Source organism: Bradyrhizobium manausense (assembly GCF_001440035.1).
In the GTDB taxonomy this organism is placed as follows: domain Bacteria; phylum Pseudomonadota; class Alphaproteobacteria; order Rhizobiales; family Xanthobacteraceae; genus Bradyrhizobium; species Bradyrhizobium manausense.
The window spans coordinates 25,568-51,523 of record NZ_LJYG01000085.1 but is presented as its reverse complement, the minus strand read 5'-3'; the positions used below and the strand labels follow the sequence as shown (position 1 = coordinate 51,523).

The window sequence follows — 25,956 nt, the reverse complement described above, 5'->3', positions numbered from 1 at the left end:
TTGCCGCGAAATCAGTCTGGATTGCTTCGCTGCGCTCGCAATGACGGAGTGCATGTAGCAAAGCCTTGCCGCAAGCGGGGAGAGGCGAAGGGTAGCGGAGGGCTGGGCTGGAAGTGAATTCACTCCGCAGCCTCCGCGATGTGGCCGTGCCCGCCGAGGTCCACCACGCGCAGCGTCGTCCGTACACGCTGCGTGGTGCCGTCCTGGAAGCGAATCACGGTGTCGACGGGGATGTCGGGATCGCCGCGGTAGATCGCGTCGATGATTTCAGCGTATTTCTCGTTGATGACGCCGCGGCGCACCTTTCTTGTGCGGGTGAGCTCGCCGTCGTCGGCGTCGAGCTCCTTGTAGAGCAGCAGGAAGCGCGAGATACGCTGGGCCGGCGGCAGCGTGGCGTTGACGGTCTCGACCTCCTTCTGGAGCAGCGCGTAGACCTCGGGGCGCGAGGCAAGGTCGCTGTAGGTGGTGAAGGAGAGGCGGTTCTTCTCTGCCCATTTCGAGATGATGGAATAGCGGATGCAGATCATTGCCGCGAGCGCGTCACGTCCGGCGCCGAGGACCACGGCCTCGGCGATATAGGGCGAGAATTTCAGCTTGTTCTCGATGAACTGCGGCGAGAAGCGCTCGCCGCGCGAGGTCTCGGCGAGATCCTTGATGCGGTCGATGACCACGAGCTGCCTGTTTGCGTTGAAATAGCCGGCATCGCCCGACAGCATCCAGCCGTCCCTGATATCGGCGACGCTCGCTTCCGGGTTCTTGTAATAGCCCAGGAACATGTTGGGGTGCCACACCACGATCTCGCCGACGCCGTGGATGTCGGCATTGTCGATGCGGATCTCGATAGTGTCGGCCATTGGCACGCCCGTGGTGTCAGGGTCGACCTTGCCCTCGGGATGCAGCGTGTAGGCCCCCAACAATTCCGTCTGGCCATAGAGCGTGCGCAGCGGCACGCCCATGGCCTGGAAGAACTTGAAGGTATCAGGCCCGAGTGCCGCGCCGCCGGTGGCCGCCGATCGCAGGCGGGTGAAGCCGAGGCGGTCGCGCAGCGCGCGGAACAGGATCGCGTCGGCAAAGCCGGAGCGCTTGCCCTGTTCGAGCGCGGCAAGTCCCGACTTCATGCCGATGTCGAACAGGCGCTGCTTGAAGGGCGTCGCATCCATGACCTTGGCGCGGACATCGGCGGCGATCGATTCCCAGACCCTGGGGGCAAAGAGCACGAATGTCGGCGCGATCTCGCGCAGATCGTTCATCATCGTATCGGGCTCTTCGACGAAGTTGATCTTCATCCGGCAAAGCAGGCCTTTGCCGAGCACATAGACCTGTTCCATGATCCAGGGCAGCGGCAGCACCGAGACATATTCGTCGTCCGGCCCCTTCGGGTCGAAAGCGAGATAGGTCGCGCAATGGCCTAGCACGCGGCCGGCGGCGAGCATCGCGAGCTTTGGATGCGAGGTCGTGCCTGACGTTGTGCAGAGGATGGCGACGTCCTCGCCCTTGGTGGCATCGACCAGCCGATCGTAAAGCTCCGGCTCGCGGGTTGCGCGAGCGCGGCCGAGCTCGGCGAACTTCTCCGCCGACATCAGCCGCGGGTCGTCATATTTCCGCATGCCGCGCGGATCGGAATAGATGATGTGCTTGAGATCAGGCACGCGCTCGGCCAGCGCCAGCAGCTTGTCTACCTGCTCCTCGTCCTCGGCGAACACCAGCTGTGCCTCGCCATAATTGAGGAGATAGGAGGCTTCTTCATCCAGCACGTCGCGATAGAGCCCCAGGCTCAATCCGCCGATCGCGTGGGTTGCTACTTCTGCCGCCACCCAATCCGGCCTGTTATCGCCGATGATGCCGATGACGTCGCCGCGACCAAGGCCGAGCTCAACCAGGCCGAGCGCGAAGTCGCGCACGCGGGTCTGGTAATCGTTCCAGGTGAAGGGGCGCCAGAGACCGAGATCCTTTTCGCGCAGCGCAATCTCGTTGCCGTGCTCCCTGGCATTGAGCCGCAGCATCTTCGGATAAGTGTCGGCCTGGGCGACGCGCCCTGCGTAATCCATCATGCCGCGCTCTCCTGCGCCGGCGGCGCATCGTCGGGGTCGACCAGCGCCTCGTCCTCTTCGCCGAGATAGGCGCGCTTGACGTGGGGATCGGCGAGCACCGCGGCGGGATCGCCCTCGGCGATCTTGCGGCCGAAATCCAGCACCATGACGCGGTGGGAGATGTCCATCACCACGCCCATGTCGTGCTCGATCATCACCACCGTCATACCGAACTCCTCGTTGAGGTCGACGATGTAGCGGGCCATGTCCTCCTTCTCCTCGAAATTCATGCCGGCCATCGGTTCGTCGAGGAGGATGAGGCGCGGCTCCAGCGCCATGGCGCGGGCGAGCTCGACGCGCTTGCGCAGGCCGTAGGGGAGGGTGCCGGCGGTCGCCTTGCGCACCGACTGCAGGTCAAGGAAGTCGATGATCTCCTCGACCTTGCGGCGGTGTTCAAGCTCCTCCTTGCGCGCGCCGGTGAGCCAGTATAGCGAGCCGGTGAGGAAGTTATTCTTCAGGAGGTGATGGCGCCCGACCATGATGTTGTCGAGCACGCTCATATGGTGGAACAGTGCCAGATTCTGGAAGGTGCGGCCGATGCCGAGCTTGGGGCGCGCATTCGGGGTCAGCCCCGTGATGTCGCGGCCCTGGTAGAACAGCTGGCCTTCGGTCGGCTTATAGCGGCCGGAAATACAGTTCACGATGGAGGTCTTGCCGGCCCCGTTGGGGCCGATGATCGAGAACAGCTCGCCCTCGTTGATGGCGAAGCTGACGTCGGTCAGCGCGCGAACGCCGCCGAACCGCAAGGACACGCCGCGCACTTCGAGACTGGTAGCCACCAAACAATCCCTCCCGGTGATGGCGCGTTCTGCGGCGCTCTTCGTCGGTACCTTCCGGGCGATCCTAGTACGGTTGTGTCGGGGAGGCCATGCAGCACATGGTCCCGACCGGAGCCGCACCGCCTTCGCCCCGTTCGGGATCAAAAGCCGCATCGCGCAAGGTGGTTCTCAATAGGCGAATGCGCTATTTTGAAATGTCTCCGGCCTGACAATTCTGCGGCAAAGTTTTTCGGACCGAGGCGGCCTTCATTTTCGTCGGATAGGAGCCGGAACGATGATGTTGCGATGCAGCATAAGAACGGAGTGACGACGCGGTGCGGCTGACTTCGGGATCATGATTTCAGAGGATCAACTGAGGCGCGTCGCCGCCTGGTCGCGCGAGCTCACGCTAGCGGAGATCGAGGTCGCCCGCGCCGGGATCACCGAGCGCTCCTATGCCACCGGCGAAACCGTGTTCATGCGCGGCGACAAGTTCGACTATTGGGCCGGCATGGTGAGCGGCCTCGCCCGGATGGGCGGCGTTTCGCGGGACGGCAAGGAGACGAGTCTCGCGGGGTTGACGGCCGGCGCCTGGTTCGGCGAGGGCAGCGTGCTCAAGAAAGAATTGCGCCGCTACGACGTGGTCGCGCTGCGCGACAGCCGAGTCGCGCTGATGGAACGGAGCGCCTTCATGTGGCTGTTCGAGAACAGCGTCGGCTTCAATCGCTTCCTGGTGCGCCAGCTCAACGAGCGGCTCGGCCAGTTCATAGGCATGCTCGAGGTCAACCGCACGCTGGACGCCACCGCGCGCCTTGCCCGCAGCATCGCCTCGCTGTTCAACCCGATCCTCTATCCGGAATCGACCGCGCATCTGGAGATCACGCAAGAAGAGATTGGAGCGCTCTCCGGCATGTCCAGGCAGAACGCCAACCGCGCATTGAACCTGCTCGAGAAGGAGGGGCTGCTGCGGCTCGAATATGGCGGCGTCACAATCCTCGATGTCGAGCGGCTGCGTGGATACGGGGACTAACGCGCATTGGCGGGCGCGTGCGCCGGCCAGAGGTCTTCGCGCCAGCGGATGGAGATGGCCAGCATCGCGATGAAGCCGGCAGCGGCGTAAAGCGAGCCCGTTGCAGAAAAGCCGATGACATCGATCAGGCTGCCGGCCGCGAGCAATCCGATCGGCAGGCCGTAGATCACCATCATGCGCACGCCCATCACGCGGCCGCGCAGATGCGCGCTGGCTGTGCGCATCAGGATCACGGCCGCCGAGATCATCGACATGCTCTGGGCGATGCCGGCCAGCACGAGACAGGCCATCGCCACGGGTATAGTCCGGATTTCGACAAACACCAGCAGCAGCGTGTACCAGGCCAGTGTCGCGCCGATCAGGAGCCGGGCAATGCGCAGGCCGCTGATCAGGCTGAGTGTGATGGAGCCGATCAGCGAGCCCAGCGCGAAGCTCGCCGAGAGATAACCGAGGCCGGTCTGGTCGGTATGAAAGATGTCCCGCGCGATATAGGGCAGCAATCCATTCGTCAGCGGAAAGGCGGTCAGATTGGCCAGGAATGCGACGCAAAGCGCGGCCAGCATGGCCGGACCGTTCCAGAAATAGACGAGGCCTTCCTTGAGATCGCGCAGCAGCCGCGAGCCCGAATGGCTCTCGAACGCTCGATGCTCGGCGGACTTCGCGGGGCGGGTCAGGCAAGACATCAGAATGGCGGCGACAACATAGAGGCAGGCGATCACCATATAGACCTTGCCGATGCCGAAGGTCGCGAACAGTCCGGCTCCCGTCAGCGCGCCGGCGATGCGCGCGCTATCCTGGGTCGTGCGCGACAGGCTAATCGCCCCCACCAGCAGCTCGGCCGGCATGATGTCGGCGAGCAGCGCGCTGCGCAGGCCGAGATCCGAGGAGCGGATGAGGCCCATGATCGTCACGATGACCATCACCTTGAGCGGTGCCAGATTCCCGGTCAGCGCCAGCACCATGATGGTCGAGGCAAGCACCGTATAGGTGAGGCGCAGCAGTACTAGCAGATCGCGGTGACCCATGCGATCGCCGACCATACCGAGCACCGGAGCAATCAGCGTTCCCACATATTGCAGCGAGGCGAGAATGGTGAGCAGCAGTACAGACCCAGTCTCGACCAGGATGTACCAGCCGAGCACCAGCGTCTCAATCTCGAACGCCCAGGAGGTGAGCAGGTCCGACGGCCACTGAAAGCGATAGTTGCGGATCCGGAATGGTGCGAGCGCGGAAGGTCCTGTGGGTGTGCTCAAGATGCGTTGACGGGTTTCACGGCGATTCCCGGTCCTTATTATTTGTTGTTCTGTTCGGCAGGGTAGCCCCGGCGCCCCGCCTGTCAATTGGCGCTACCGCATGCCGCCATGTTTGGCGACGACGTGCGGTGCACCAACGCGCCAGCGGCATCGGTGGTCCGGCCAATACGGCGCCACGGACTAGCCACCGCTTGCTCTTCCGGCATGCAAAGCCCATTCTGGTTCGCATCCTGAGGCCCATCCTCGCAGGGCCACCAGATCACACCATCGCGGCTTCCGCGAGGTCTTGAGCCATGACGTGCTCGGGTTGCGGTTTCGAGGTCCAGGCCGGCTTTGCCTTCTGCCCGAAGTGCGGCACGAAGCAGCCGAACGCATGCCCTGGCTGCGGCTTTCCATGCGCGCCCGATTTCGCCTATTGCCCGAAGTGCGGCGTCCTCGTCTGTGAGATCTCCGCGGGCAGCGGGCAGGCATCGGCGCGGGCGAGCCCGAGGACGGTGCCGATCCGGTCCTCTTCTCCGCCGCTCGCGCCGACGGCCGAAGCTCAAGCCGCATTTCGACCTCTCTCGGGCGAGGTCGAGAGCGAAGCGAACCGCCGCACCATCACCGTGCTGTTTGCCGATCTCAGCGGCTTTACTGCGATGAGCGAGCGGCTCGATCCGGAGGTTATGCAGACCCTTCAGAACGAATTGTTCGAGGAGTTGACGGCCGCGGTGCAAAGCTTCGGCGGCTTCGTGGACAAGTTCATCGGCGATGCGCTGCTTGCTCTGTTCGGTGCACCGGCCGCACACGAGGACGACCCGGAGCGGGCGGTCCGCGCTGCCCTCGATATGATCGGCCGGACGGCGCGTCTCAGCGAACGCGCAAAGGCATATGCCGGCTCACCCCTGCTGCTCCATGTCGGCATAAACACCGGGCACGTCGTTGCGGGCGGGCTCGGTGTGGGCGCTGCCAAATCCTATTCGGTGACCGGCGACACCGTGAATACCGCCCAGCGACTGCAGTCGATGGCGGCGCCGGGCGAGGTGCTGGTCGGCCCGTTGACCCACCGCCTGACGCGGCACGCGTTCTCCTACGACTCGCTTGGCGAGGTCTCGCTCAAGGGCAGGATGGGCAGCGTTCTGATCCATCGTCTGAAGGAGCCGCTCGACACGCCGCGTGCGGCACGAGGCCTCGACGCGCTGGGCCTCAATGCGCCGGTGATCGGCCGCGACGCAGAGCTTGCGCGCATGATCGGCAGCCTTGATCTGGCGTGCGGCGGCGCGGCTCAACTGGTGCGCCTGGTCGGCGAAGCCGGCATCGGGAAAACCCGCTTGGTCAGCGAATTCGTAGCCCGCATCCGCGATGACGATCGCTTCGCAGGCGTGGCGATCCGGCAGGCGGCCTGCTCGCCGCTCGGCGAACAATCCTATGGCGCGCTCGCCGCGGTGCTGCGCAGCGCCTATGGCATCGCGCAGAAGGCCGGCGCCGCGGAGGCAGAGGCGAAAGTCGCGCAAGCGCTGTCGGAGCTTGGCCTCGCGACGGACGAGGCCGACCGCCTGATGCCCCTCTATCTGCACGTGCTCGGCCTCGGCGACCCCAGTGCCGTGCTGAGGCACGTCGAGCCCGAACAGCTCCGCCGGCAGATATTCTTCGCGATCCGCACCATCTTTGAACGCCGCCTGGCACTGTCGCCGCTGCTGATCGTCGTCGAGGACCTGCACTGGGCCGACGCGGTGTCCCTTGAAGCGTTGCGGTTCCTGATGGACCGTTTGGAGCGGACGCGGCTGATGCTGCTGTTCACGCATCGGCCGATGCTGGAACTGGACCAGTTCGGTTCGAGCAAAATCAGTCACGCAACCCTTCGGCTACCCCAACTTGGCGAGGTTGACGGACAAAGATTGCTCGCGGCCTATTTCATTCACGGTTGGCGTGAACCGCCGAGACGCCTGTTCAGTCGTATCCTCGATCGCGCCGGCGGCAATCCGCTTTTCCTCGAGGAGATCATCCGCGGCCTGATCGAAGCCGGCGCCCTGGAGCGTGACGGCGCGCTATGGCGGGTGAAGTCGGATGAAGCCGCCGCGGACATTCCGGCGAGCATCCAGGCTCTGTTGCTAGCGCGCCTCGACCGCTTGCCGCACCAGGTGCGCCGCCTGGCACAGGAGGCAGCGGTGATCGGTCCGCGCTTTGATGCGGCTGTCCTCGGCGCTGCGGCAACCGATCCGGCAAGGGTTGATGCAGGGCTCGAACTTCTGTGCGAGGCTGAGATCATCGAGGAGATCGCGGGCTCGAACTCGATTTCCCTGCGGACCTACCGCTTTACGCAAACCATGCTTCAGGATGTGATTTATCAAAATCTGCTCCTGCAGCGCCGGATCGAGCTTCATGAACGGATTGGTGCCGCGCTGGAGCGGCTTTATGGTGATGATCCGGAGCGCCTCGAAGATCTCATACTGCTCGGACATCACTTCAGTCTGAGCGCGAGCAGGCCGAAAGGGGCGCGCTATCTGCGCGCTGCCGGCGATCGCGCACGCGCAAGCTACGCCAATGACGATGCCCTTCGATTCTACCAGCAGTCGTTCAAGGTACTGTCGACCGGCAGCGAATGGGAGCCGGAACGCCTCGTCCTGCACGAGCGCATTGCCGACCTATGTCGCGTGGCTGGCCGCCGAAGCACGGCCGAGGAGCATTATCGATGCGCGCTGGAGCGATACCGCGCGGCAGAGGACCGCGTCGGCGAGGCGCGAATTCTTCGCAATCTCGGCCGATTGTTGTGGGACGCCGGCAAGCGCGTCAACGCGGAGGCGCACTATGCCGAGGCGGCAGAGCGGCTTGCGGGGGTCGACGCGCCGATCGAGTGGGCACACCTCCTGCAGGAGCGCGGCCGTCTCGCGTTTCGCGTGGGTGATCACGTCGCTGCCGCGCGATGGGCCGACGAGGCGCTCGGTTACGCGCGCTCTGTGTCGGTGGACGCGGATGGTCAGGCCGGCATCGAGGCGGCGCGCGCCATTGCGGAGGCGCTCAACACCAAAGGGGTTGCGCTGGCGCGGCTTGGGCGACACCAGGATGCAGTGCATGAGGTGGAGCAAAGTGTCGCGTCTGCCGAAGCCGCCGGCCTCCTCAATGTGGCGTGCCGCGGCTACACCAACCTCGGAGTGCTCTACACGATCATCGACCCGGCGCAAGCCATCGACGTATGCCGGCGTGGGCTCGATGTCGCTCATCGCATCGGCGATCTCGGCTTCCAGGCGCGCCTTCTCGCCAACTTTTCCGTCGCCTGTTGCACCTTCACGGACAGATGCACCGATGAGGGGGTGCCGGCTGCCGAAAAGGCGATCGAGATCGACCGTGCGCTCGATCAGCGCGAGCATCTCCCGGTTCCCTTGATCGTGCTCGGGCAGATCCATCAATGCCATTTCCGGCCTGACCTTGCCGTGCGCTGCTACCACGAGGCCATCGAGGTCGCGAGTGAGACCGGTGAGCCGCAGCAGCTCTTTCCATGCTATGATGGTCTTGCGACTTTGAATCTTGATCGAGGCGACCTGCCGGAGGCCGAGCGTTATTTCGCGCTGGCCCATGATGTCTGTGAGCGGCATGGGCTCGATCCTGCTGGGCTGATCGTACTGCCGTTTCTTGACTAGCCAATGTGAGGGAGTTCAACCATGTCAGATCGTCATGTCGATGGACCGCTTCAACCGGGTGATCGCGCACCGAACGTCGTGTTGGAGGCCATCACACGCGAAGGGAAGATCGCGCTCGAGGATTACCGCGGGCATCGTCCGATATTGGTCGGCTTGTTTCGGGGCCTGCACTGCCCATTCTGCCGGCGCCACATCGCGGCGCAGGCCCAGCTCGACGGCGAGCTGCGCGGAAGGGGCATTGAAAGTCTCACGATCGTCAATACGCCGGCCGACCGGGCGCGGCTCTACTTCCGCTATCATCCCCTGCCGAACTTGCTCGCTGCCTCCGACCCCGAGAGGGTCTCGCATCATGCGTTCGGTTTGCCCAATCTCGAGTTCACGGAGAACGAGACCGATTGGCCGCGCAAGGTCGGCATGGATGTGCTCATGAGCATGCCACCGGTCGATATGCCTGGCGAATTGCCTGGGCCGATGGCGCGTCCGGCGGCCGCCGAGTACCTCAACAACAAGGACGGCTATGAGATGACCGAAGCCGACCAGCGTATGGCGGCAGGCGGCACAGGCCAATTGTTCGGCCAATTCCTGCTCGATCGGGAAGGGATCGTGCGTTGGACGTTTACCGAGGTTCCCGATGGCGGCCGGCGCATGTTCGGAGCGCCGAGCCATCAGGAGCTGATGTCGGCCGCCTCGCAGGTGGCAAGCTAGGCAAGGAAGATCAGCTCGCCGTCCTCGGCTGCCTTTCCGCCAACGCCGCCGCCATCGCCGAGATCAGCGGGCGCATGAAGAAGGCTTCATCGGCCGGCGAAACGTCGGTGCGCAAACCATGCGCGGCGAGTTCGCCGGAGACGGCCGGTCCGACTGAGGCGATCAATGTCCGCTCAAACCCCGCGCGCAGCTTCGCTTCGCTGCCATGCGCCTTGGCCGCCTCGATCAGCCGGCGGACCTGGCCAAGATTTGTCAGCGCGATGGAGTCGATGCGTCCCTCCGCCATCTCGTCGATGGCGGCGATGATATTGGCGTCCGCGGCTTTGGAGTCGTAGACGTAAGGCAGCACCGTATCGACCTCCGCACCTTGCGCCGCGAGTGCGCCGGTCAGCGCGCTGTGGTCCTTGTCCGGATAGAGCTGGAGGCCGAGGCGGTGCCCCTTCAAGTCGAGCTTGCCCAGCATCTCGATCACGCCTTCGGTGGTCGGCTTCTCGGTGGTCTGCTGCGCCTCGAGCGCGATTTCACGCAGCGCCCTGCCGGGTTTCGGCCCGCGGGTAAATTTTCGCGATTTGGCCAGTGCCGCGACAAAGGCTTGGTCGAGCCCGCGCGTGCGCGCGAGCTTCATGATCCGCCGCAAGCCTTCACCGGTCATCAGCACGAGGTCGTCAAACGGCTTGTCGATGGCGCGGTGGATCCAGGCTTCGACCGGGGCCGGGTCCGGCGCATCCTGAATGGTGAACATCGGGCATTGCACGACCTCGGCGCCCTGCTCGGCCAGGAGCTTCGAGAACTGCGCCTCCTCGCGGGTCTCCAGAATCAGGATGCGGGTGCCGTTCAAGCGGTCGGCCATGGGCGTGCTCCGGTCAGTCCAATATCGCAATCGTCCGTTCATCCTGACTCCGTCGTCGGGATTGGCGCAAGGCCAGCCACAGTGCTAGAGCAGGGCGCAAATCGCGGGTCGTTCCGCGCCGCTGCCCAATCTTTCGTCAAGAGCCATCTCTTCAACAGCCATGCCCGATCATCAATACGTTCTGACCTTGTCCTGCCCGGATCGTCCCGGCATCGTCTCGGCGGTGTCGACCTTCCTGGCGAACTCCGGACAGAACATTCTCGACGCACAGCAGTTCGACGATGTCGAGACCAAGAAATTCTTCATGCGCGTGGTGTTCACCGCGGCTGATCTCGCCGTGGAACTGGCGGCGCTGCAGACCGGCTTTGCCGCGATTGCCGAGCGTTTCGGCATGGAGTGGCAGATGCGCGACCGCGCCGCGCGTCGCAAGGTGATGCTGCTGGTGTCGAAGTCCGACCATTGCCTGGTCGACATCCTCTACCGCTGGCGCACCGGCGAATTGCCGATGAGCCTGGCCGCGATCGTCTCCAATCACCCGCGCGAGGTCTATGCCGGGCTCGATTTCGGCGAGATACCGTTCCATTATCTGCCAGTCACCAAGGAGACAAAGCGCGAGCAGGAGGCCCAGATCCTCGATCTCGTCGCCAGGACCGGGACCGATCTCGTGGTGCTCGCCCGCTACATGCAGATCCTGTCGGATGATCTGTCGGCAAAACTGTCCGGACGTTGCATCAACATCCATCACTCCTTCCTGCCGGGCTTCAAAGGTGCAAAGCCCTATCACCAGGCCCACGAGCGCGGCGTGAAACTGATCGGCGCCACCGCCCATTACGTCACGCGCGATCTCGACGAAGGCCCGATCATCGACCAGGACGTCGAGCGCATCAGTCATCGCGACACGCCTGAGGATCTCGTTCGCAAAGGCCGCGACATCGAACGCCGCGTGCTCGCGCGCGCAATCCGCTATCACCTCGACGACCGCGTCATCCTCAACGGCCGCAAGACCGTGGTGTTCGTGGATTAGCGCACCGTCATTCCGGGGCGATGCGTTAGCATCGAACCCGGAATCTCGAGATTCTCAGGTGCGCAATTGCGCACCATAGTTCGCGCTTTGCGCGCCCCGGAATGACCAGATGCACCTCAGCGCACCGCCTCGCCCGACGTGGATCCGGTCGCGCCCTTCTGCGCCTGCTCTTCCTTGTCGCGATCCGCCGCCGGCATCAGCCGCTTGCGCTCGCGTTCCTTCATGTAGGCGTCGTATTGCGGCGTGCCCGGCCGGGGCGGGGCATCCGCCGGCAGGCCGCCGGCCCATTGCGGGATGTAGTCGCCCATGCCGGCCGAGAGCTTTTCGTTGACCGTGCCGCAGCCGGACAGGCCCGCGGCGAGCGCGAGCAGAGAGACGATGAAACGGAAACGTCTGGACATGGTCGGGTGCAGCAATCGGGACGAGGGACCGGGCGCCGGACGAGCGGCGCTGTCGGAACCGTAGCCTTCAACAAGGTAAAATAGGCTTATTCGAGATAGGTATAAAAATACCTTGAAATCGGCGGATCGGCTCTCCCCGATGTCCGGATTCTGCAAATGAAAGACGAAATCCTCCATCCACGCCGGCAGACGCATTCCTAGACTGCAGCCGACGGCTCGCGACAATCTGCTTGGCCGGCGAGGGGGCTTTTTCGTTGACAGCACCATTTCCTTTGTACAATCGTACAAATGAAATGGTGCGAATTCGGGCGCTCGGGTTACCCCGACGTGACCCGATATCGCTTTGCAATGTTGGTAACCGGAACGCGCGGGCCTAGCGCCGAATGATCGCCAAACGTCCGATTGACAATGAGGGCGCGAAAGACGCCATGTGACGCGCGAAATCGCTCGTGCGTGGGTTAAAGCCAGGCAAGGACCGGGCACTCGGTCCAGCGCACAAGAAAGTCAGGAATGAAGGGGAGGGACATCTGATGTTCGAACACAAGACGTTTTCTCGGGCGGCTGCCATTGCCGCCATCGCGGGCCTTGCGGGCCTCTCACCGGCCAGGGCGGAAGACACCGTCAAGATCGGCCTGATCCTGCCGATGACCGGCGGCCAGGCCTCGACCGGCAAGCAGATCGAGAACGCGATCAAGCTCTACATCCAGCAGAACGGCGAAACCGTCGCCGGCAAGAAGGTCGAGATCATCGTCAAGGACGATGCGGCGATCCCGGACAAGACCAAGACCGCCGCGCAGGAGCTGATCGTCAACGACAAGGTCAACTTCATCGCCGGCTTCGGCGTCACGCCGGCGGCGCTCGCCGCGGCGCCGCTTGCAACGCAAGCGAAGATTCCGGAAATCGTGATGGCGGCGGGCACCTCGATCATCACCGAGCGCTCGCCTTACATCGTGCGCACGAGCTTCACGCTTGCGCAATCCTCCACCATCATCGGCGACTGGGCCGTGCAGAACGGCATCAAGAAGGTGGCGACGCTGACCTCCGACTACGCGCCGGGCAACGATGCGCTGAATTTCTTCAAGCAGAATTTCACGGCCGGCGGCGGCGAGGTGGTCGAAGAGGTCAAGGTGCCCCTGCAAAATCCTGACTTCGCGCCCTTCCTCCAGCGCATGAAGGATGCCAAGCCCGACGCGATCTTCGTGTTCGTGCCGGCGGGCCAAGGCGGCAATTTCATGAAGCAATATGCCGAGCGCGGCCTCGACAAGGCCGGCATCAAGGTGATCGGGCCGGGCGACGTCACCGACGACGATCTCCTCAACAACATGGGGGACGCCGTGATCGGCACCGTGACCGCACATCTCTATTCCGCGGCCCATCCCTCGCAGATGAACAAGGACTTCGTGGCGGCGTACAAGAAGGCCTTCAACAGCCGTCCCGGCTTCATGGCGGTGAGCGGCTATGACGGCATTCACCTGATCTACGAGGCATTGAAGAAGACGGGTGGCGACACCGACGGCACCAAGCTGGTCGAGGCCATGAAGGGCCAGAAATGGGAGAGCCCGCGCGGCCCGATCTCGATTGATCCGGAGACCCGCGACATCGTCCAGAATATCTATATCCGCAGGGTCGCAAGGTCGAAGTCTGACGGCGAGCTCTACAATGTCGAGTTCCAGGTCTTCGAGGCCGTCAAGGATCTCGGCAAGACTAAGAAGTGACCCGCGAAAGCGGTCATCCCGGGGCGTGCTTAGCGCGAACCCGGGATCTCGAAGTTGTTGAAGCGAGATTCCGGATTCAGCGCTGCGCTGCCCCGGAATGACGAATGTCTATCAGGATCGATCCAGTCTCGATGACCTCAATCCTCACCAACCTGTTCGATGGCGTGGCCTACGGCATGCTGCTGTTCGTGATCGCCTGCGGGCTCGCGGTCACGCTGGGCCTGATGAACTTCGTCAATCTCGCCCATGGCGCCTTCGCCATGGCCGGCGGTTATGTCTGCATGCTGCTGGTGAACCAGCATGGCTGGCCGTTCTTCGCGGCCCTGCCGCTCGCCTTCGTCTCGTCCGCGGTGATCGGCATCGTGCTCGAGCGCACGCTCTATCGCCACCTCTATGCGCGTAGCCATCTCGATCAGGTTCTGTTTACGATCGGCCTGGCATTCATGTCGGTCGCGGCCGTTGACTACATCCAGGGCTCCTCGAGGGTCTTCATCAACCTGCCGGCTGCCCTGCAAGGTCAGTTCGACGTGTTCGGCGTCGGCATTGGCCGCTACCGGCTGATGATCATCGTGATTTGCGGCCTGCTGACCATCGGCCTGCAGATGGTGCTGGCCAAGACGCGTTTCGGCAGCCGTCTGCGCGCCGCCGTCGATGATCCCCGTGCCGCGAGCGGTCTCGGCATCAACGTGCCGCAGGTGTTCGCCTTCACCTTTGCTTTCGGCTGCGGGCTTGCCGGCCTTGGCGGCGCGCTCAGCGCCGAGATCCTCGGCCTCGATCCATATTTCCCGCTGAAATTCATGATCTACTTCCTGATCGTGGTCACCGTCGGCGGCTCCTCCTCGATAACAGGCCCGTTCCTGGCTTCGCTGCTGCTCGGCATCGGCGACGTCGCCGGCAAATATTACGTGCCGAAGATGGGACCGTTCGTGATCTACACCATGATGATCGTGATCCTGATCTGGCGCCCGAACGGCCTGTTCGGCCGCACGGCCGCGCGTTGAGCTTGCCGATGAGCGCTTCGTCCGACGTCGGTTATCACGCCCAGCGGCAGGCGCGCTGGCACTATGGCGAGGCCGTCTTCTGGCTCGTCGTGCTCGCCTGCGGCTTTCTGTTTCCCTCGCGTTATCTGATCATGACCGACATCCTGCGGCTGGCGCTGTTTGCGATCTCGCTCGATCTCATCCTCGGCTATGCCGGCATCGTCTCGCTCGGCCACGCCGCCTTCTTCGGCGTCGGCGCCTATGCTGCAGGACTTCTTGCGCTTCATGGCATCATCAACGAGCCGGTGCTGGCGCTGATCGCGGCGGGCCTTGCCGCGATGGTGCTCGGCTTTGCCACCAGCTTCCTGGTGATCCGCGGCGTCGACTTGACGCGCCTGATGGTGACGCTCGGCATCGCGCTGCTGCTGGAGGCGCTCGCCGAACGCTTCTCCAACATCACCGGCGGCACCGACGGCCTTCAGGGTATCGAGATGCAGCCGATCCTTGGCGAGATCCCGTTCGACATGTTCGGCAAGGCCGGCTTCTTCTATTCGCTGGCCGTGCTGTTCGTGCTGTTCCTGCTGGCCCGGCGCATCGTGCATTCGCCGTTCGGCCTGTCGCTGCGGGCGATCAAGAACAACCCGCTGCGGGCAGCTGCCATCGGCATCCCCGTCAACCGCCGCTTGGTCGCGATCTATACACTTGCGGCGTTCTACGCCGGCATTGCGGGCGCGCTGTTCACCCAGACCACCGCGATCGCCTCGCTCGACGTGTTCGCCTTCGACCGCTCCGCCGACCTGATGCTGGTGCTCGTCATCGGCGGCACCGGCTATCTCTATGGCGGGCTGATCGGCGCCGTGATCTTCCGCATGCTCCAGGAAGTGTTCTCCACCATCACCCCGCAATATTGGCAGTTCTGGATCGGGCTCGTGCTGGTCGTGATCGTGCTGGTCGGCCGGCAGCGGCTGCATTACGGCGTGCTGTTCCTGCCCAATTTGCTGATCAAGCAGATTGCGGGACGCAAGGCGGTCGTGACAGTGCCGGAGAGCGACGCATGACCATCGCGCTCGAAACCAAGAATCTCGAAAAGACCTTTGGCGGTCTGCGTGTCACGCGCGACCTGTCGCTCAGGATCGAGCAGGGCGCCCGCCATGCGCTGATTGGCCCGAACGGCGCCGGCAAGACCACGGTGATCAACCAGCTCACCGGCGTGCTCAAGCCGAATTCGGGTCGCATCCTGCTCGAAGGCCAGGACATCACCGATCTGCCGGTGCACAAGCGCGTGCTGCGCGGCCTGTCGCGCACCTTCCAGATCAACCAGCTCTATCCCGATCTCACCCCGCTCGAGACCATCGGCCTTGCCGTCTCCGAGCGCCTCGGCCATGGCGGCGACTGGTGGCGGCGGATGGGCACGCGCAGCGACGTCAACGACGAGATCGCCGATCTCCTGAGGCGCTTCCACCTGCTCGACGTCATGAACGAGCAGACCGTGACGCTGCCCTACGGCAAGCAGCGCCTGCTCGAGATCGCGGTCGCGATCGCTGCCAAGCCGCGCGTGCTGCTGCTCGACGAGCCCGCGGCCGGCGTGCCGGAGAGCGAGCGCCACGACATTCTCGCTGTCGTCGGCAGCCTGCCGCGCGACGTCACGGTGCTGCTGATCGAGCACGACATGGACCTCGTGTTCTCCTTTGCCGACCGCATCTCGGTGCTGGTCTCCGGCGCGCTGCTGACCGAAGGGGCGCCCGAGCAGGTCGCGCGCGATCCGCAGGTGAAGGCGGTCTATCTCGGCGGGGAGGCGGTCAATGTCTGACCTGCTCGCAATCGAGTCCCTGCGCGCCGGCTATGGCGAGGCGGTGGTGCTGCCCAACATGTCGCTGCGCCTCGCCGAGGGGCAGGTGCTGGCGCTGCTGGGGCGCAACGGCACCGGCAAGACCACGCTGATCAACTCCATCGTCGGCGTCACCCGCCGTTTCTCGGGCTCGGTCGCGCTCGCCGGCACCGACGTCACGAGCTTGCGGCCTGACCAGCGGGCGCGTGCCGGCATCGGCTGGGTGCCGCAGGAGCGCAACATCTTCCGCTCGCTGACGGTGGAGGAGAACATGACCGCGGTGGCCCAGCCCGGTCCCTGGACCGTCGAGAAGGTCTACGAGATGTTCCCGCGGCTGAAGGAACGCCGCAGCAATTTCGGCAACCAGCTCTCCGGCGGCGAGCAGCAGATGCTGGCGATCGGCCGCGCGCTGACCCTCAACCCGAAGGTGCTGCTGCTGGACGAGCCGACCGAGGGCCTCGCCCCCATCATCGTCGAGGAGCTGCTGAGGGCGATCGGGACTATCACCCGGGCCGGCGGCATCTGCTCGATCATCGTCGAGCAGAACGCGCAAAAGATTCTGGGGCTCGCCGACCGTGTTGTGATATTGGAGCGCGGAACGATCGTCCACGACGCCCCGAGCGCCGCCCTGAAGGCCGACCCGTCGGTCCTGGAGCGTCACCTCGGTGTCGCTGGGGCGGCGGCTCACTAGAAAATCCTCGGGAGTTCAAGAATGCAGCGAACCAAAGCCCCCTTCCGTGCCGACGAGGTCGGCAGCCTTCTGCGCCCTGCCAAGATCAAGGACGCACGCGCGAAACTCGAGAAGGGCGAGATCTCGGCCGACGATCTGCGCAAGATCGAGGACATGGAGATCGAGAAGGTCGTGCACAAGCAGGCCTCGATCGGCCTGAAGCTCGCAACCGATGGCGAATTCCGCCGCTCCTGGTGGCATTTCGACTTCCTGGCCAAGCTCACCGGCTGCGAGCTGTTCCACCCCGATACCGGCATCCAGTTCGCGGGCGTGCAGACCCGTCACGACGCGGTGCGCGTGATCGACAAGCTCGATTTCCCCGACAATCACCCGATGCTCGACCATTTCCGCTTCCTGAAAAAGGTCGCCGACCAGGCGCACGTCACCGCCAAGATGACGATCCCCTCGCCAGCCGTGCTGCACTTCCGCGGCGGCCGCAAGTCGATCTCCAAGGACGTCTATCCCGACCTCGAGCCCTTCTACGAGGATCTCGGCAAGACTTACCGCAAGGCCGTGAAGGCATTTTACGACGCGGGCTGCCGCTATCTGCAGTTCGACGACACCGTCTGGGCTTATCTCTGCTCGCAGGACGAATTGCAGAAGGCGCGTGAGCGCGGCGACAATCCGGACGGCCTCCAGCAGATCTACGCCCGCATCATCAACTATGCACTGGCCGAGAAGCCTGCCGACATGGTGGTGACGACGCATGTCTGTCGCGGCAATTTCCGCTCGACCTGGATTTCCTCGGGTGGCTACGAGCCCGTGGCCGAGACCCTGCTCGCCGGCACCAATTACGACGGCTACTTCCTGGAGTACGATTCCGACCGCGCCGGCGGCTTCGAGCCGCTGCGCTTCCTGCCCAGGGGCAACAAGGTCGTCGTGGTCGGCGTCATCACCTCGAAGTTCGGCGAGCTCGAGAAAAAGGACGACATCAAGCGTCGACTTGAAGAGGCCGCCAAGTTCGCGCCGCTGGAGCAGCTCGCGCTGTCGCCGCAGTGCGGCTTTGCCTCGACCGAAGAGGGCAACATCCTCTCCGAGGAAGAGCAGTGGGCCAAGCTGAGCCTTGCGGTCGAGATCGCGAAGGAAGTGTGGGGCAACTGACGGGGAGTGTCATTCCGGGGCGCGCTTGGCGCGAACTATGGTGCGCAATTGCGCACCTGGGAATCTCGAGATCCCGGGTCTGGTGCTTGCGCACCATCCCGGGATGACGACGCGGAGGCGCGTCGTCACTTCTCCGCCAGATAGACCTCGCCCAGCAGCGACGAGTTCGACCACGGCACCTGCTTGTTCTTCGTGGCCGACACCACCTCGGCCCGCACCCGCGTCAGCATCTGCTGCACTTCGAGGCCCGGCGTGCCGAGATGACGGGACAGCGCCGCGGAGAAGGGCGAGTTGGCGCCTTCGCCATCGAGCGCGACCTGTCCCGGCGCGGTTGCGAACGCGATCAGCGTGCCGGCCCCCAGGGTCGCACCGGATCCGAGACTGGACGGTGCGGCGAGGCCCGACGCGCCCTCGATGCCGCGACTGCTGCCGGCGCTTGCGACTTGCTGCGCCATCGGGTTGTTGCGGCAGGCATCGAAGATCAAAATGTTGGTGCGAACCTGGTCGTCCAGCCCCGCCATGATCGTGTCCATGTCGATCATGGCCTCGGTCATGCTGCTGCCCGGCTTCAGCGCGACATCGACGGGAATGAGATAGTTGCGGCCGTCGATCTGCACGCCGTGGCCGGCATAGTAGACGAGGGCCACCTGCGCCCGCGCGGCCTCGCGCAGGAAGTCGCGCGTCATCTTCTGCATCGCGGCGCGGTCGAGGTCGACGCCCTCCGATACCGTGAAGCCGATGTCGCGCAGGCTCTTTGCGACCGCGCGCGCGTCGTTGGGCGGATTGGGCAGCGCCTTCACATGGGCATAGGCCCCGTTGCCGATGACGAGCGCCATGCGGCTGCCGCGAACGGCCGGTGCAGGCGAGGGCGCAGGAGAAAGCGCCGGTGCCGCGCCCGTCTGCTGCGGGGCTGGCGCTGCCGCCGGTTGCGTCGCCGGCGGTGGCGCGTCGCGCGGCATCGGCGCGGCTGCGTCGCTCACCAGCGACAACCGCACCTTTGCGGTCGCCTGGACCGCCTTGCTGCCGGCGTCGGCGGCCGTGATCGCCAGTGACGCGTTGTAGTCCTCGCGGGCATGCGCGTAGTCGCCCTTGGCCTCATAGGCGAGCGCGCGATGGGCATAGCCGGAGATCAGCACGCTGTTCGGCGGCGTCATGATGTTGGCTGGGGGCTTGTCCTTGGCCAGCCGGATCGCCTCGCTGCCATCGGCGATCGCGCGATCCAGATCGCCCCTGGCGCGCCAGATCGCGGTGCGCTGGATCAGCGGCTGCGGCAGCGTCGGGTCGATCCGGATCGCCTGATTGAGGTCGGCGAGCGCACCGTCCAGATCGCCGAGCGCCTCCTTGGAGATGCCGCGATTCTGGAATGAGAACGCCGACCTGGGATCCGCCTTGATCGCCATGTCGTAGTCGGCGATCGCCTTGGCGTAGTCGCCCTTGCCGCGCCAGGCATTGCCGCGGTTGTGGAAGATGATGCCACTCGGCGGGCCGAGCTTTAGCGCATCATCGAAATCGGCGATCGCGATGTCGTAGTCGCCCTTGTCGAAATAGGCCGAGCCCCGGAGATTGTAGACCGCCTGGCTCGGCTGCAGCCGGATCGCCTCGCTGGTGTCGGCAATGACCTTGGCGTAGTCGCCTTTCTTGTTCCAGCCCACCGCGCGCCAGAAATACACGGTCGCGAGCTGCCCGCCCTTGAAGACCTTCAGGGCGATGATCTTGGTGCAGGCGTCGACCATCTGGTCCGCCGGCGTGGTCTCGGTGGTGCAGAGCGGCCCCAGCTGGCTGCGCGACTGGGCGGAGCAGGGCGCCGACCAAAGGGTCGCGGCGAGCAAAGCGAGCACGACGAGCAGGCGGCTCATGGGGTGTTTGGGTGTTTCCTCGAGGAGACGTGCTTGTTTGTTGTCCGGCAGCCGGTCGGGGTTCACGCGCATGTCATCGGCTGTGGGGTAACGCAGCCAGCGGTATTCCCTCGGTGGGCAGAATTTGCTACGAGGTTGGTCCCAACTTTTCTGCCCACCGCCTTCCCATCGATGAAGAACGACGAAATCCTGAGCCAAATCACCGAGTTCTGCCGCAAGGCGGACATGGCGGAATCGACGTTTGGCCGGCGGGCGGTGAACGATGGGAAGCTCGTGCAGCGCCTGCGCGAGGGCAAGCGCATCACCATCGACACGCTGGAGCGGATTCAGGCCTATATCGCGGCGTCGACGACCGGTGGCCTGCCGCCGCCGCGGGGGCTCCAGGTCCCCCCGGAGAAGCGCGATCCGCGCGGCAATTTCCGCTTCTTCGAGAACCGGCAGAAATATCTGCTGTTCGTCCACACCTGCAGCGAAAAGCGGGTGATCGCCGACCGGGTGGCGCTGGAGCTGTCCACCATCCATCCGCGCCCGCCGGCGCTGCGCATTTTCGATGCCGGTGTCGGCGACGGCACGGTGCTGGCGCGCGTGCTGCGCGCCACGCATCAGCGCTACCCGCATATGCCGTTCTATGTTGCCGGCAAGGAGCTCAGTCTCGAGGATCTGCGGCTGACGCTGGAGAAGGTGCCGGACCGCATTTTCGAGCATCCGGCATCGGTTTTCGTCTTCACCAACATGTTCTATTCGGAGGCGCCGTGGCTGACGCCGGCCTCGCCTGCTGCAGCCGCGGCCACCGTCTGGCATGAGGTCCCGCTGAGGGGGGCCTCGTCCGGCGAGTTCGAGCAGCAGATCGCCGAGCTACGGCCGTTCCTGGAGCAGAATTGGCGGGCCGCGATCAGCCCGCGTACCGCGATGCCGCTCTACGAGCGGCCGGTCGTGCTCGTGCTCTACCGCGACGACCATCGATTCCTGCTCGATTCGACCATTCCCCGGCCGGGGCAGACCGAGGCCAATTTCGACCTCGTGATCGCATCCCAGCCATACCGGGCCCTGTCCTCGGTCAATTTTCGGGCCAAGCGGATCATTGCACCACTGGCGCGGGCGTTGCGGCCGGGCGGCCGCCTGATCGGAATCCACTCTCATGGCCACGACCCCGGCATGGAAATGATCCAGGCCATCTGGCCCGGAGAAAACCCTTTCTCGGTGAGCCGTCATGAGCTATTGCGCGCCGTTAAGTATGAACTCGGATCGTTGGGCCGCGACCTAAATTTTAATGCTTACGCGGACAACCGTTCGATCTTCAGGTATGATATGGAAGCGCTGCCCAACGAGGTGACGGGTACCATCGGGACCTCGACGGCCTTTGCAGCGTGGAATGCGGCGGTGTATGTCGCTCAGATTGAGGACGACCGGTTGACAGATATGACTCAAAACGGCCGCACTCTGGATGCCGCCAGAGATGTGCTGCGGAAGTACAACGGGCTCTGGTTTCTTGACGAATCCTACGTCATCTCGCGCCGGCGTGATTGACATAATCCAACTGTAAACATCGCAAACGTCCGCCGGTAGCGGTGGAACAAGGGGTTTCTTGATGCGCGCGTCCTATCTCTTCACCAGCGAGTCCGTCTCCGAAGGCCATCCGGACAAGGTTTGTGACCGGATCTCGGATGAAATCGTCGACCTGTTCTACCGCGAAGGGCCGAAAGCCGGCATCGATCCCTGGCAGATCCGTGCCGCCTGCGAGACGCTGGCGACCACCAACAAGGTGGTGATCGCCGGTGAGACTCGCGGTCCGAAGTCGGTCACCAACGAGCAGATCGAAAGCGTCGTGCGCGGCGCGATCAAGGACATCGGCTACGAGCAGGAAGGCTTCCACTGGAAGACCTGCGACATCGAGATCCTCCTGCACCCGCAGTCGGCCGACATCGCGCAGGGCGTCGATGCGCTGCAGCCGGGCGAGGTCAAGGAAGAGGGCGCGGGCGACCAGGGCATCATGTTCGGTTACGCCACCAACGAGACGCCCGATCTGATGCCGGCGCCGATCTTCTACGCCCACAAGATCCTCCGCCTGATCTCGGAAGCCCGCCACTCCGGCAAGGAGAAGGTGCTCGGCCCCGACTCCAAGAGCCAGGTCACGGTGCAGTACGAGAACGGCAAGCCGGTCGGCGTGCGCGAGATCGTGGTCTCGCACCAGCACCTGGTTCCGGACCTCACCTCGAACCAGGTCCGCGAGATCGTCGAGCCCTATGTGCGCGAGGCCCTGCCGAAGGACTGGATCACGCCGAAGACCATCTGGCATATCAACCCGACCGGCAAGTTCTACATCGGCGGTCCCGATGGCGATTCTGGCCTGACCGGCCGCAAGATCATCGTCGACACCTATGGCGGCGCCGCCCCGCACGGCGGCGGCGCGTTCTCCGGCAAGGATCCGACCAAGGTCGATCGTTCGGCCGCTTATGCCGCGCGCTACGTCGCCAAGAACATCGTCGCCGCCGGTCTTGCCGATCGCTGCACGCTGCAGCTCGCCTACGCCATAGGCGTGGCGCGCCCGCTGTCGATCTACATCGACACCCACGGCACCGGTAAGGTGTCGGAGGATCAGCTCGAGAAGGCCGCCGCCAAGGCGATGGACCTGACCCCGCGCGGCATCCGCAGCCATCTCGACCTCAATCGCCCGATCTACGCGCGCACCTCGGCCTACGGCCATTTCGGCCGCACGCCCGACAACGAGGGCGGCTTCTCCTGGGAGAAGACCGACCTCGTCGAGCAGCTGAAGCGCGCGCTCTAGTTCTCTTGCGTCGTTCCGGGGCGCCGCCACAGCGGCGAACCCGGAATGACGAGCCAAACAGACAGGAACCCCCAATGAACGCGAAGCCCGGCTTCACCGATTACATCGTCAAGGACATTTCGCTCGCCGAGTTCGGCCGCAAGGAGCTCTCGCTCGCCGAGACCGAGATGCCCGGCTTGATGGCCACCCGCGAGGAGTTCGGCCCCAAACAGCCTTTGAAGGGCGCGCGCATCGCCGGCTCCCTGCACATGACGATCCAGACCGGCGTCCTGATCGAGACGCTGGCAGCGCTCGGCGCCGATATCCGCTGGGTCTCCTGCAACATCTATTCGACGCAGGACCATGCCGCCGCGGCGATCGCGGCCGCCGGCATTCCCGTCTTCGCCGTCAAGGGCGAAACGCTCAAGGATTACTGGGACTACACCGCAAAACTGTTCGACTGGCACGGCGGCGGTCATCCGAACATGATCCTCGATGACGGCGGCGACGCGACCATGTACGTCCATCTCGGTCTGCGCGCCGAGAAGGGCGACACCGCGTTCCTGGACAAGCCGGGCTCGGAAGAAGAGGAAGTCTTCTTCGCGCTTCTGAAGAAGCAGCTGAAGGAGAAGCCGAAGGGCTACTTCGCCGCGATCGCCGAGAGCATCAAGGGCGTTTCGGAAGAGACCACCACGGGCGTGCATCGTCTCTACGACATGCAGAAGGCCGGCACGCTGCTGTGGCCCGCCATCAACGTCAACGACAGCGTCACGAAGTCGAAGTTCGACAACCTCTATGGCTGCCGTGAATCGCTGGTCGACGGCATCCGCCGCGGCACCGACGTGATGATGTCGGGCAAGGTTGCGATGGTCGCGGGCTTCGGCGACGTCGGCAAGGGCTCGGCGGCCTCGCTGCGCCAGGCCGGCTGCCGCGTGATGGTGTCGGAAGTCGATCCGATCTGCGCGCTGCAGGCCGCGATGGAAGGCTACGAGGTCACGACCATGGAAGACGCCGCGCCCCGCGCCGACATCTTCGTCACCGCGACAGGCAACAAGGACATCATCACCATCGACCACATGCGCGCAATGAAAGATCGCGCCATCGTCTGCAACATCGGTCACTTCGACAACGAGATCCAGATCGCGGGTCTGCGCAATCTGAAGTGGACCAACATCAAGCCGCAGGTCGACGAGATCGAATTCCCGGACAAGCACCGCATCATCCTCCTGTCGGAAGGCCGCCTCGTGAACCTCGGCAACGCGATGGGCCATCCGTCGTTCGTGATGTCGGCGTCTTTCACCAACCAGACGCTGGCGCAGATCGAGCTGTTCGCCAACAACAAGGACGGCAAGTACAAGAAGGAAGTCTACGTGCTGCCGAAGACGCTCGACGAGAAGGTTGCGCGTCTCCACCTCGCCAAGATCGGCGTCAAGCTCACCGAACTGCGCAAGGACCAGGCCGACTATATCGGCGTCAAGCCGGAAGGCCCGTACAAGAGCGATCACTACCGCTACTGATCGGCAGGCCTGTCGATCAACAACGCGAAGCCCCGGAGCGATCCGGGGCTTTGTTGTTTCGGCTGGTGGAATTCAACCCGTTTGGCGGCTTCCGCACGCCCCGATTGCCGATTGACGCCCAGCGGTGTCGAGCGGACAATCCTCGCGCGGCGGAGGAAACCATGCAACAAGAACATTTCGACGTGCTGATCGTCGGTGCGGGGCTATCGGGTATTGGCGCGGGCTATCATCTTCAGAGCAAGTGCCCGGGCAAGAGCTACGTCATCCTGGAGGGGCGCGACTGCATCGGCGGCACCTGGGACCTGTTCCGCTATCCCGGCATCCGCTCCGACAGCGACATGTTCACGCTCGGTTATTCCTTCAAGCCGTGGACCGATCCGAAGGCGATCGCCGACGGGCCGCAGATCCTGAGCTATGTGCGCGAGACCGCGGTCGAGAACGGTATCGACAAGCACATCCGCTTCCATCATCGCGTCAAGCGCGCGGCGTGGTCGACCAGTGACGCGCGCTGGACCATCGAGGCCGAGCGCGCGGGAGGCGAGGGCGCGGCGGAGCTCGTGCGCTTCACCTGCAATTTCCTGTTTCTGTGCGCGGGCTACTACAAATACGAAGCCGGCTACACGCCGGAATTCGCGGGCGCTGCCGACTTCGCCGGCCGGATCGTGCATCCGCAGAAATGGACCGAGGATATCGACTACGCCGGCAAGCGCGTCGTCGTGATCGGCTCCGGCGCGACCGCGGTGACGCTGGTCCCGGAGCTTGCCAAGACGGCGGCGCAGGTCACCATGCTGCAGCGCTCGCCGACCTATGTGGTGTCGCGTCCGGCCCAGGATCCCCTCGCCAACAAACTGCGCCGCAACTTGCCGGCGCGGCTGGCCTATCATTTGATCCGCTGGCGCAACGTGATGTGGGGGATGTTCTTCTTCCAGCTCAGCCGGCGCAAGCCGGCGAAGGTGAAGGACCTGATCCTGACGGGCGTGAGAGCCGCGCTCGGGCCGGATTACGACATCGCAACCCATTTCACGCCGCGCTACAATCCCTGGGACCAGCGGCTCTGCCTCGTGCCGGACGGCGATCTTTTCAAGGCGATCCGCGAGAAGCGCGCCGCCGTGGTCACCAAGGAGATCGACACCTTCACGCACGACGGCATCCGCCTCAAGGACGGCAGCGAGCTTGCCGCCGATATCATCGTGACCGCGACGGGCCTGGTGCTCCAGGTCGTCGGCGGCCTCGAGGTCCGCGTCGATGGCCGTCCCGTCGATTTTGCCAAAACTCTCACCTACAAGGGCATGATGTATACAGACGTGCCCAACATGGCGTCGGCCTTCGGCTACACCAATGCGTCCTGGACGCTGAAATGCGATCTCACTTGTGAATATGTCTGCCGGCTGATCAACTACATGGACCGGCACAATTTTCGGCAAGCCATGCCGCACAATGACGATCCTGATATCACCGCACAGCCCTCGCTGGATTTTACCTCGGGCTATGTGCAGCGCTCTGTCGCAAAAATGCCAAAGCAGGGCTCGAAGCGACCGTGGCGGCTGTATCAGAACTATGCGCTCGACATCGTTTCCTTGCGCTTCGGCAAGATCGACGACGGCGTGATGCGGTATTCCTGATCGCGCTACGCGGGATAGCGGGATGGCCTCGCGTTCACTTGAGACGAATCGCGACTTGCGGTAGTATCTTGCGCTGCAACAGGTTCATTTCCGACAGCAGCTGAGTTCCACGTCG

General features: G+C 64.1%; 20 protein-coding genes. 14 read left to right on the top strand and 6 right to left on the bottom strand.

The genetic code is table 11. From position 1 onward, the window contains the following. Positions 1–119: 119 nt before the first annotated feature. Positions 120–2,051 (bottom strand): long-chain fatty acid--CoA ligase, encoded by a 1,932-nt coding sequence (locus AOQ71_RS19205; protein ID WP_057749286.1) that lies wholly within the window; start codon positions 2,049–2,051, stop codon positions 120–122. After that, entirely contained in the window at positions 2,048–2,869 is an 822-nt protein-coding gene (locus AOQ71_RS19200) for an ABC transporter ATP-binding protein (RefSeq protein ID WP_057749283.1), read from the bottom strand. Before AOQ71_RS19200 ends, AOQ71_RS19205 begins: the two co-directional genes overlap by 4 nt. Before the next feature lie 334 nt (positions 2,870–3,203). Between AOQ71_RS19200 and AOQ71_RS19195 the strand changes: the two genes are divergently transcribed. Continuing rightward, positions 3,204–3,878, top strand: a complete 675-nt coding sequence (locus tag AOQ71_RS19195) for a Crp/Fnr family transcriptional regulator (RefSeq protein WP_057749280.1) — start codon at positions 3,204–3,206, stop codon at positions 3,876–3,878. Here the strand turns inward: AOQ71_RS19195 and AOQ71_RS19190 are convergent. Continuing rightward, complete coding sequence (locus AOQ71_RS19190; protein ID WP_057749277.1) at positions 3,875–5,131, bottom strand: MFS transporter; 1,257 nt, start codon at positions 5,129–5,131, stop codon at positions 3,875–3,877. The two genes, AOQ71_RS19195 and AOQ71_RS19190, sit on opposite strands and share 4 nt — an antisense overlap. Positions 5,132–5,424: 293 nt before the next feature. On the opposite strand from AOQ71_RS19190, the gene AOQ71_RS19185 reads away from it, so the two are divergent. Continuing rightward, complete coding sequence (locus AOQ71_RS19185) at positions 5,425–8,748, top strand: adenylate/guanylate cyclase domain-containing protein (RefSeq protein ID WP_057749274.1); 3,324 nt, start codon at positions 5,425–5,427, stop codon at positions 8,746–8,748. A gap of 21 nt (positions 8,749–8,769) precedes the next feature. Further along, the gene (locus AOQ71_RS19180) at positions 8,770–9,453 is read left to right on the top strand and encodes a redoxin domain-containing protein (RefSeq protein WP_057749271.1); all 684 of its coding nucleotides are present in this window, start codon (positions 8,770–8,772) and stop codon (positions 9,451–9,453) included. A 10-nt stretch (positions 9,454–9,463) separates the two neighbouring features. Here AOQ71_RS19180 and AOQ71_RS19175 read toward each other — a convergent pair whose 3' ends face one another. Then, positions 9,464–10,303: a uroporphyrinogen-III synthase gene (locus AOQ71_RS19175; RefSeq protein ID WP_057749268.1), complete on the bottom strand. Its 840-nt coding sequence runs from the start codon at positions 10,301–10,303 to the stop codon at positions 9,464–9,466. Between the two features lie 160 nt (positions 10,304–10,463). Here AOQ71_RS19175 and purU point away from each other — a divergent pair, with 160 nt between their 5' ends. After that, entirely contained in the window at positions 10,464–11,327 is an 864-nt protein-coding gene (gene purU, locus AOQ71_RS19170) for a formyltetrahydrofolate deformylase (RefSeq protein ID WP_057749266.1), read from the top strand. Between the two features lie 116 nt (positions 11,328–11,443). Here the strand turns inward: purU and AOQ71_RS19165 are convergent, their stop codons facing one another. Next, entirely contained in the window at positions 11,444–11,728 is a 285-nt protein-coding gene (locus tag AOQ71_RS19165; RefSeq protein ID WP_057749263.1) for a hypothetical protein, read from the bottom strand. A 530-nt stretch (positions 11,729–12,258) separates the two neighbouring features. Between AOQ71_RS19165 and AOQ71_RS19160 the strand changes: the two genes are divergently transcribed. The 6 genes from AOQ71_RS19160 (at position 12,259) to AOQ71_RS19135 (ending at position 18,082) form a co-directional block, all read left to right on the top strand. After that, a complete protein-coding gene (locus tag AOQ71_RS19160; protein ID WP_057749260.1) occupies positions 12,259–13,443 on the top strand; it encodes an ABC transporter substrate-binding protein in 1,185 nt (394 codons plus the stop codon). 131 nt (positions 13,444–13,574) lie between these two features. Further along, positions 13,575–14,444: a branched-chain amino acid ABC transporter permease gene (locus AOQ71_RS19155; protein WP_057749788.1), complete on the top strand. Its 870-nt coding sequence runs from the start codon at positions 13,575–13,577 to the stop codon at positions 14,442–14,444. Positions 14,445–14,452: 8 nt separating this feature from the next. Continuing rightward, entirely contained in the window at positions 14,453–15,481 is a 1,029-nt protein-coding gene (locus tag AOQ71_RS19150) for a branched-chain amino acid ABC transporter permease (protein ID WP_057749257.1), read from the top strand. Beyond that, positions 15,478–16,233, top strand: coding sequence for an ABC transporter ATP-binding protein (locus tag AOQ71_RS19145; RefSeq protein WP_057749254.1), 756 nt, complete (start codon positions 15,478–15,480; stop codon positions 16,231–16,233). Before AOQ71_RS19150 ends, AOQ71_RS19145 begins: the two co-directional genes overlap by 4 nt. Further along, complete coding sequence (locus AOQ71_RS19140; protein ID WP_057749251.1) at positions 16,226–16,942, top strand: ABC transporter ATP-binding protein; 717 nt, start codon at positions 16,226–16,228, stop codon at positions 16,940–16,942. Before AOQ71_RS19145 ends, AOQ71_RS19140 begins: the two co-directional genes overlap by 8 nt. Positions 16,943–16,963: 21 nt before the next feature. Further along, positions 16,964–18,082 (top strand): cobalamin-independent methionine synthase II family protein, encoded by a 1,119-nt coding sequence (locus tag AOQ71_RS19135; RefSeq protein WP_057749248.1) that lies wholly within the window; start codon positions 16,964–16,966, stop codon positions 18,080–18,082. A 125-nt stretch (positions 18,083–18,207) separates the two neighbouring features. Here AOQ71_RS19135 and AOQ71_RS19130 read toward each other — a convergent pair whose 3' ends face one another. Then, the gene (locus AOQ71_RS19130) at positions 18,208–19,938 is read right to left on the bottom strand and encodes a caspase family protein (protein WP_057749245.1); all 1,731 of its coding nucleotides are present in this window, start codon (positions 19,936–19,938) and stop codon (positions 18,208–18,210) included. A 171-nt stretch (positions 19,939–20,109) separates the two neighbouring features. Between AOQ71_RS19130 and AOQ71_RS19125 the strand changes: the two genes are divergently transcribed. The 4 genes from AOQ71_RS19125 (at position 20,110) to AOQ71_RS19110 (ending at position 25,841) form a co-directional block, all read left to right on the top strand. Then, complete coding sequence (locus AOQ71_RS19125) at positions 20,110–21,465, top strand: hypothetical protein (RefSeq protein ID WP_057749242.1); 1,356 nt, start codon at positions 20,110–20,112, stop codon at positions 21,463–21,465. Between the two features lie 61 nt (positions 21,466–21,526). Then, positions 21,527–22,723, top strand: coding sequence for a methionine adenosyltransferase (gene metK / locus AOQ71_RS19120; protein ID WP_057749239.1), 1,197 nt, complete (start codon positions 21,527–21,529; stop codon positions 22,721–22,723). A gap of 74 nt (positions 22,724–22,797) precedes the next feature. Then, positions 22,798–24,219 (top strand): adenosylhomocysteinase, encoded by a 1,422-nt coding sequence (gene ahcY, locus AOQ71_RS19115; protein ID WP_057749235.1) that lies wholly within the window; start codon positions 22,798–22,800, stop codon positions 24,217–24,219. Positions 24,220–24,380: 161 nt separating this feature from the next. Continuing rightward, on the top strand, positions 24,381–25,841 hold the full coding sequence (locus AOQ71_RS19110; protein WP_057749233.1) for a flavin-containing monooxygenase: 1,461 nt from the start codon (positions 24,381–24,383) through the stop codon (positions 25,839–25,841). Positions 25,842–25,956 lie beyond the last annotated feature (115 nt).

Bases quoted from the DNA above. Each gene is read 5' to 3' on its own strand.
- AOQ71_RS19205 (WP_057749286.1), bottom strand. From the start codon at position 2,051: ATGATGGATTACGCAGGGCGCGTCGCCCAGGCCGACACTTATCCGAAG.
- AOQ71_RS19195 (WP_057749280.1), top strand. From the start codon at position 3,204: ATGATTTCAGAGGATCAACTGAGGCGCGTCGCCGCCTGGTCGCGCGAG.
- AOQ71_RS19185 (WP_057749274.1), top strand. From the start codon at position 5,425: ATGACGTGCTCGGGTTGCGGTTTCGAGGTCCAGGCCGGCTTTGCCTTC.
- AOQ71_RS19180 (WP_057749271.1), top strand. From the start codon at position 8,770: ATGTCAGATCGTCATGTCGATGGACCGCTTCAACCGGGTGATCGCGCA.
- AOQ71_RS19175 (WP_057749268.1), bottom strand. From the start codon at position 10,303: ATGGCCGACCGCTTGAACGGCACCCGCATCCTGATTCTGGAGACCCGC.
- purU (WP_057749266.1), top strand. From the start codon at position 10,464: ATGCCCGATCATCAATACGTTCTGACCTTGTCCTGCCCGGATCGTCCC.
- AOQ71_RS19165 (WP_057749263.1), bottom strand. From the start codon at position 11,728: ATGTCCAGACGTTTCCGTTTCATCGTCTCTCTGCTCGCGCTCGCCGCG.
- AOQ71_RS19160 (WP_057749260.1), top strand. From the start codon at position 12,259: ATGTTCGAACACAAGACGTTTTCTCGGGCGGCTGCCATTGCCGCCATC.
- AOQ71_RS19155 (WP_057749788.1), top strand. From the start codon at position 13,575: ATGACCTCAATCCTCACCAACCTGTTCGATGGCGTGGCCTACGGCATG.
- AOQ71_RS19150 (WP_057749257.1), top strand. From the start codon at position 14,453: ATGAGCGCTTCGTCCGACGTCGGTTATCACGCCCAGCGGCAGGCGCGC.
- AOQ71_RS19145 (WP_057749254.1), top strand. From the start codon at position 15,478: ATGACCATCGCGCTCGAAACCAAGAATCTCGAAAAGACCTTTGGCGGT.
- AOQ71_RS19140 (WP_057749251.1), top strand. From the start codon at position 16,226: ATGTCTGACCTGCTCGCAATCGAGTCCCTGCGCGCCGGCTATGGCGAG.
- AOQ71_RS19135 (WP_057749248.1), top strand. From the start codon at position 16,964: ATGCAGCGAACCAAAGCCCCCTTCCGTGCCGACGAGGTCGGCAGCCTT.
- AOQ71_RS19130 (WP_057749245.1), bottom strand. From the start codon at position 19,938: ATGAGCCGCCTGCTCGTCGTGCTCGCTTTGCTCGCCGCGACCCTTTGG.
- AOQ71_RS19125 (WP_057749242.1), top strand. From the start codon at position 20,110: ATGAAGAACGACGAAATCCTGAGCCAAATCACCGAGTTCTGCCGCAAG.
- metK (WP_057749239.1), top strand. From the start codon at position 21,527: ATGCGCGCGTCCTATCTCTTCACCAGCGAGTCCGTCTCCGAAGGCCAT.
- ahcY (WP_057749235.1), top strand. From the start codon at position 22,798: ATGAACGCGAAGCCCGGCTTCACCGATTACATCGTCAAGGACATTTCG.
- AOQ71_RS19110 (WP_057749233.1), top strand. From the start codon at position 24,381: ATGCAACAAGAACATTTCGACGTGCTGATCGTCGGTGCGGGGCTATCG.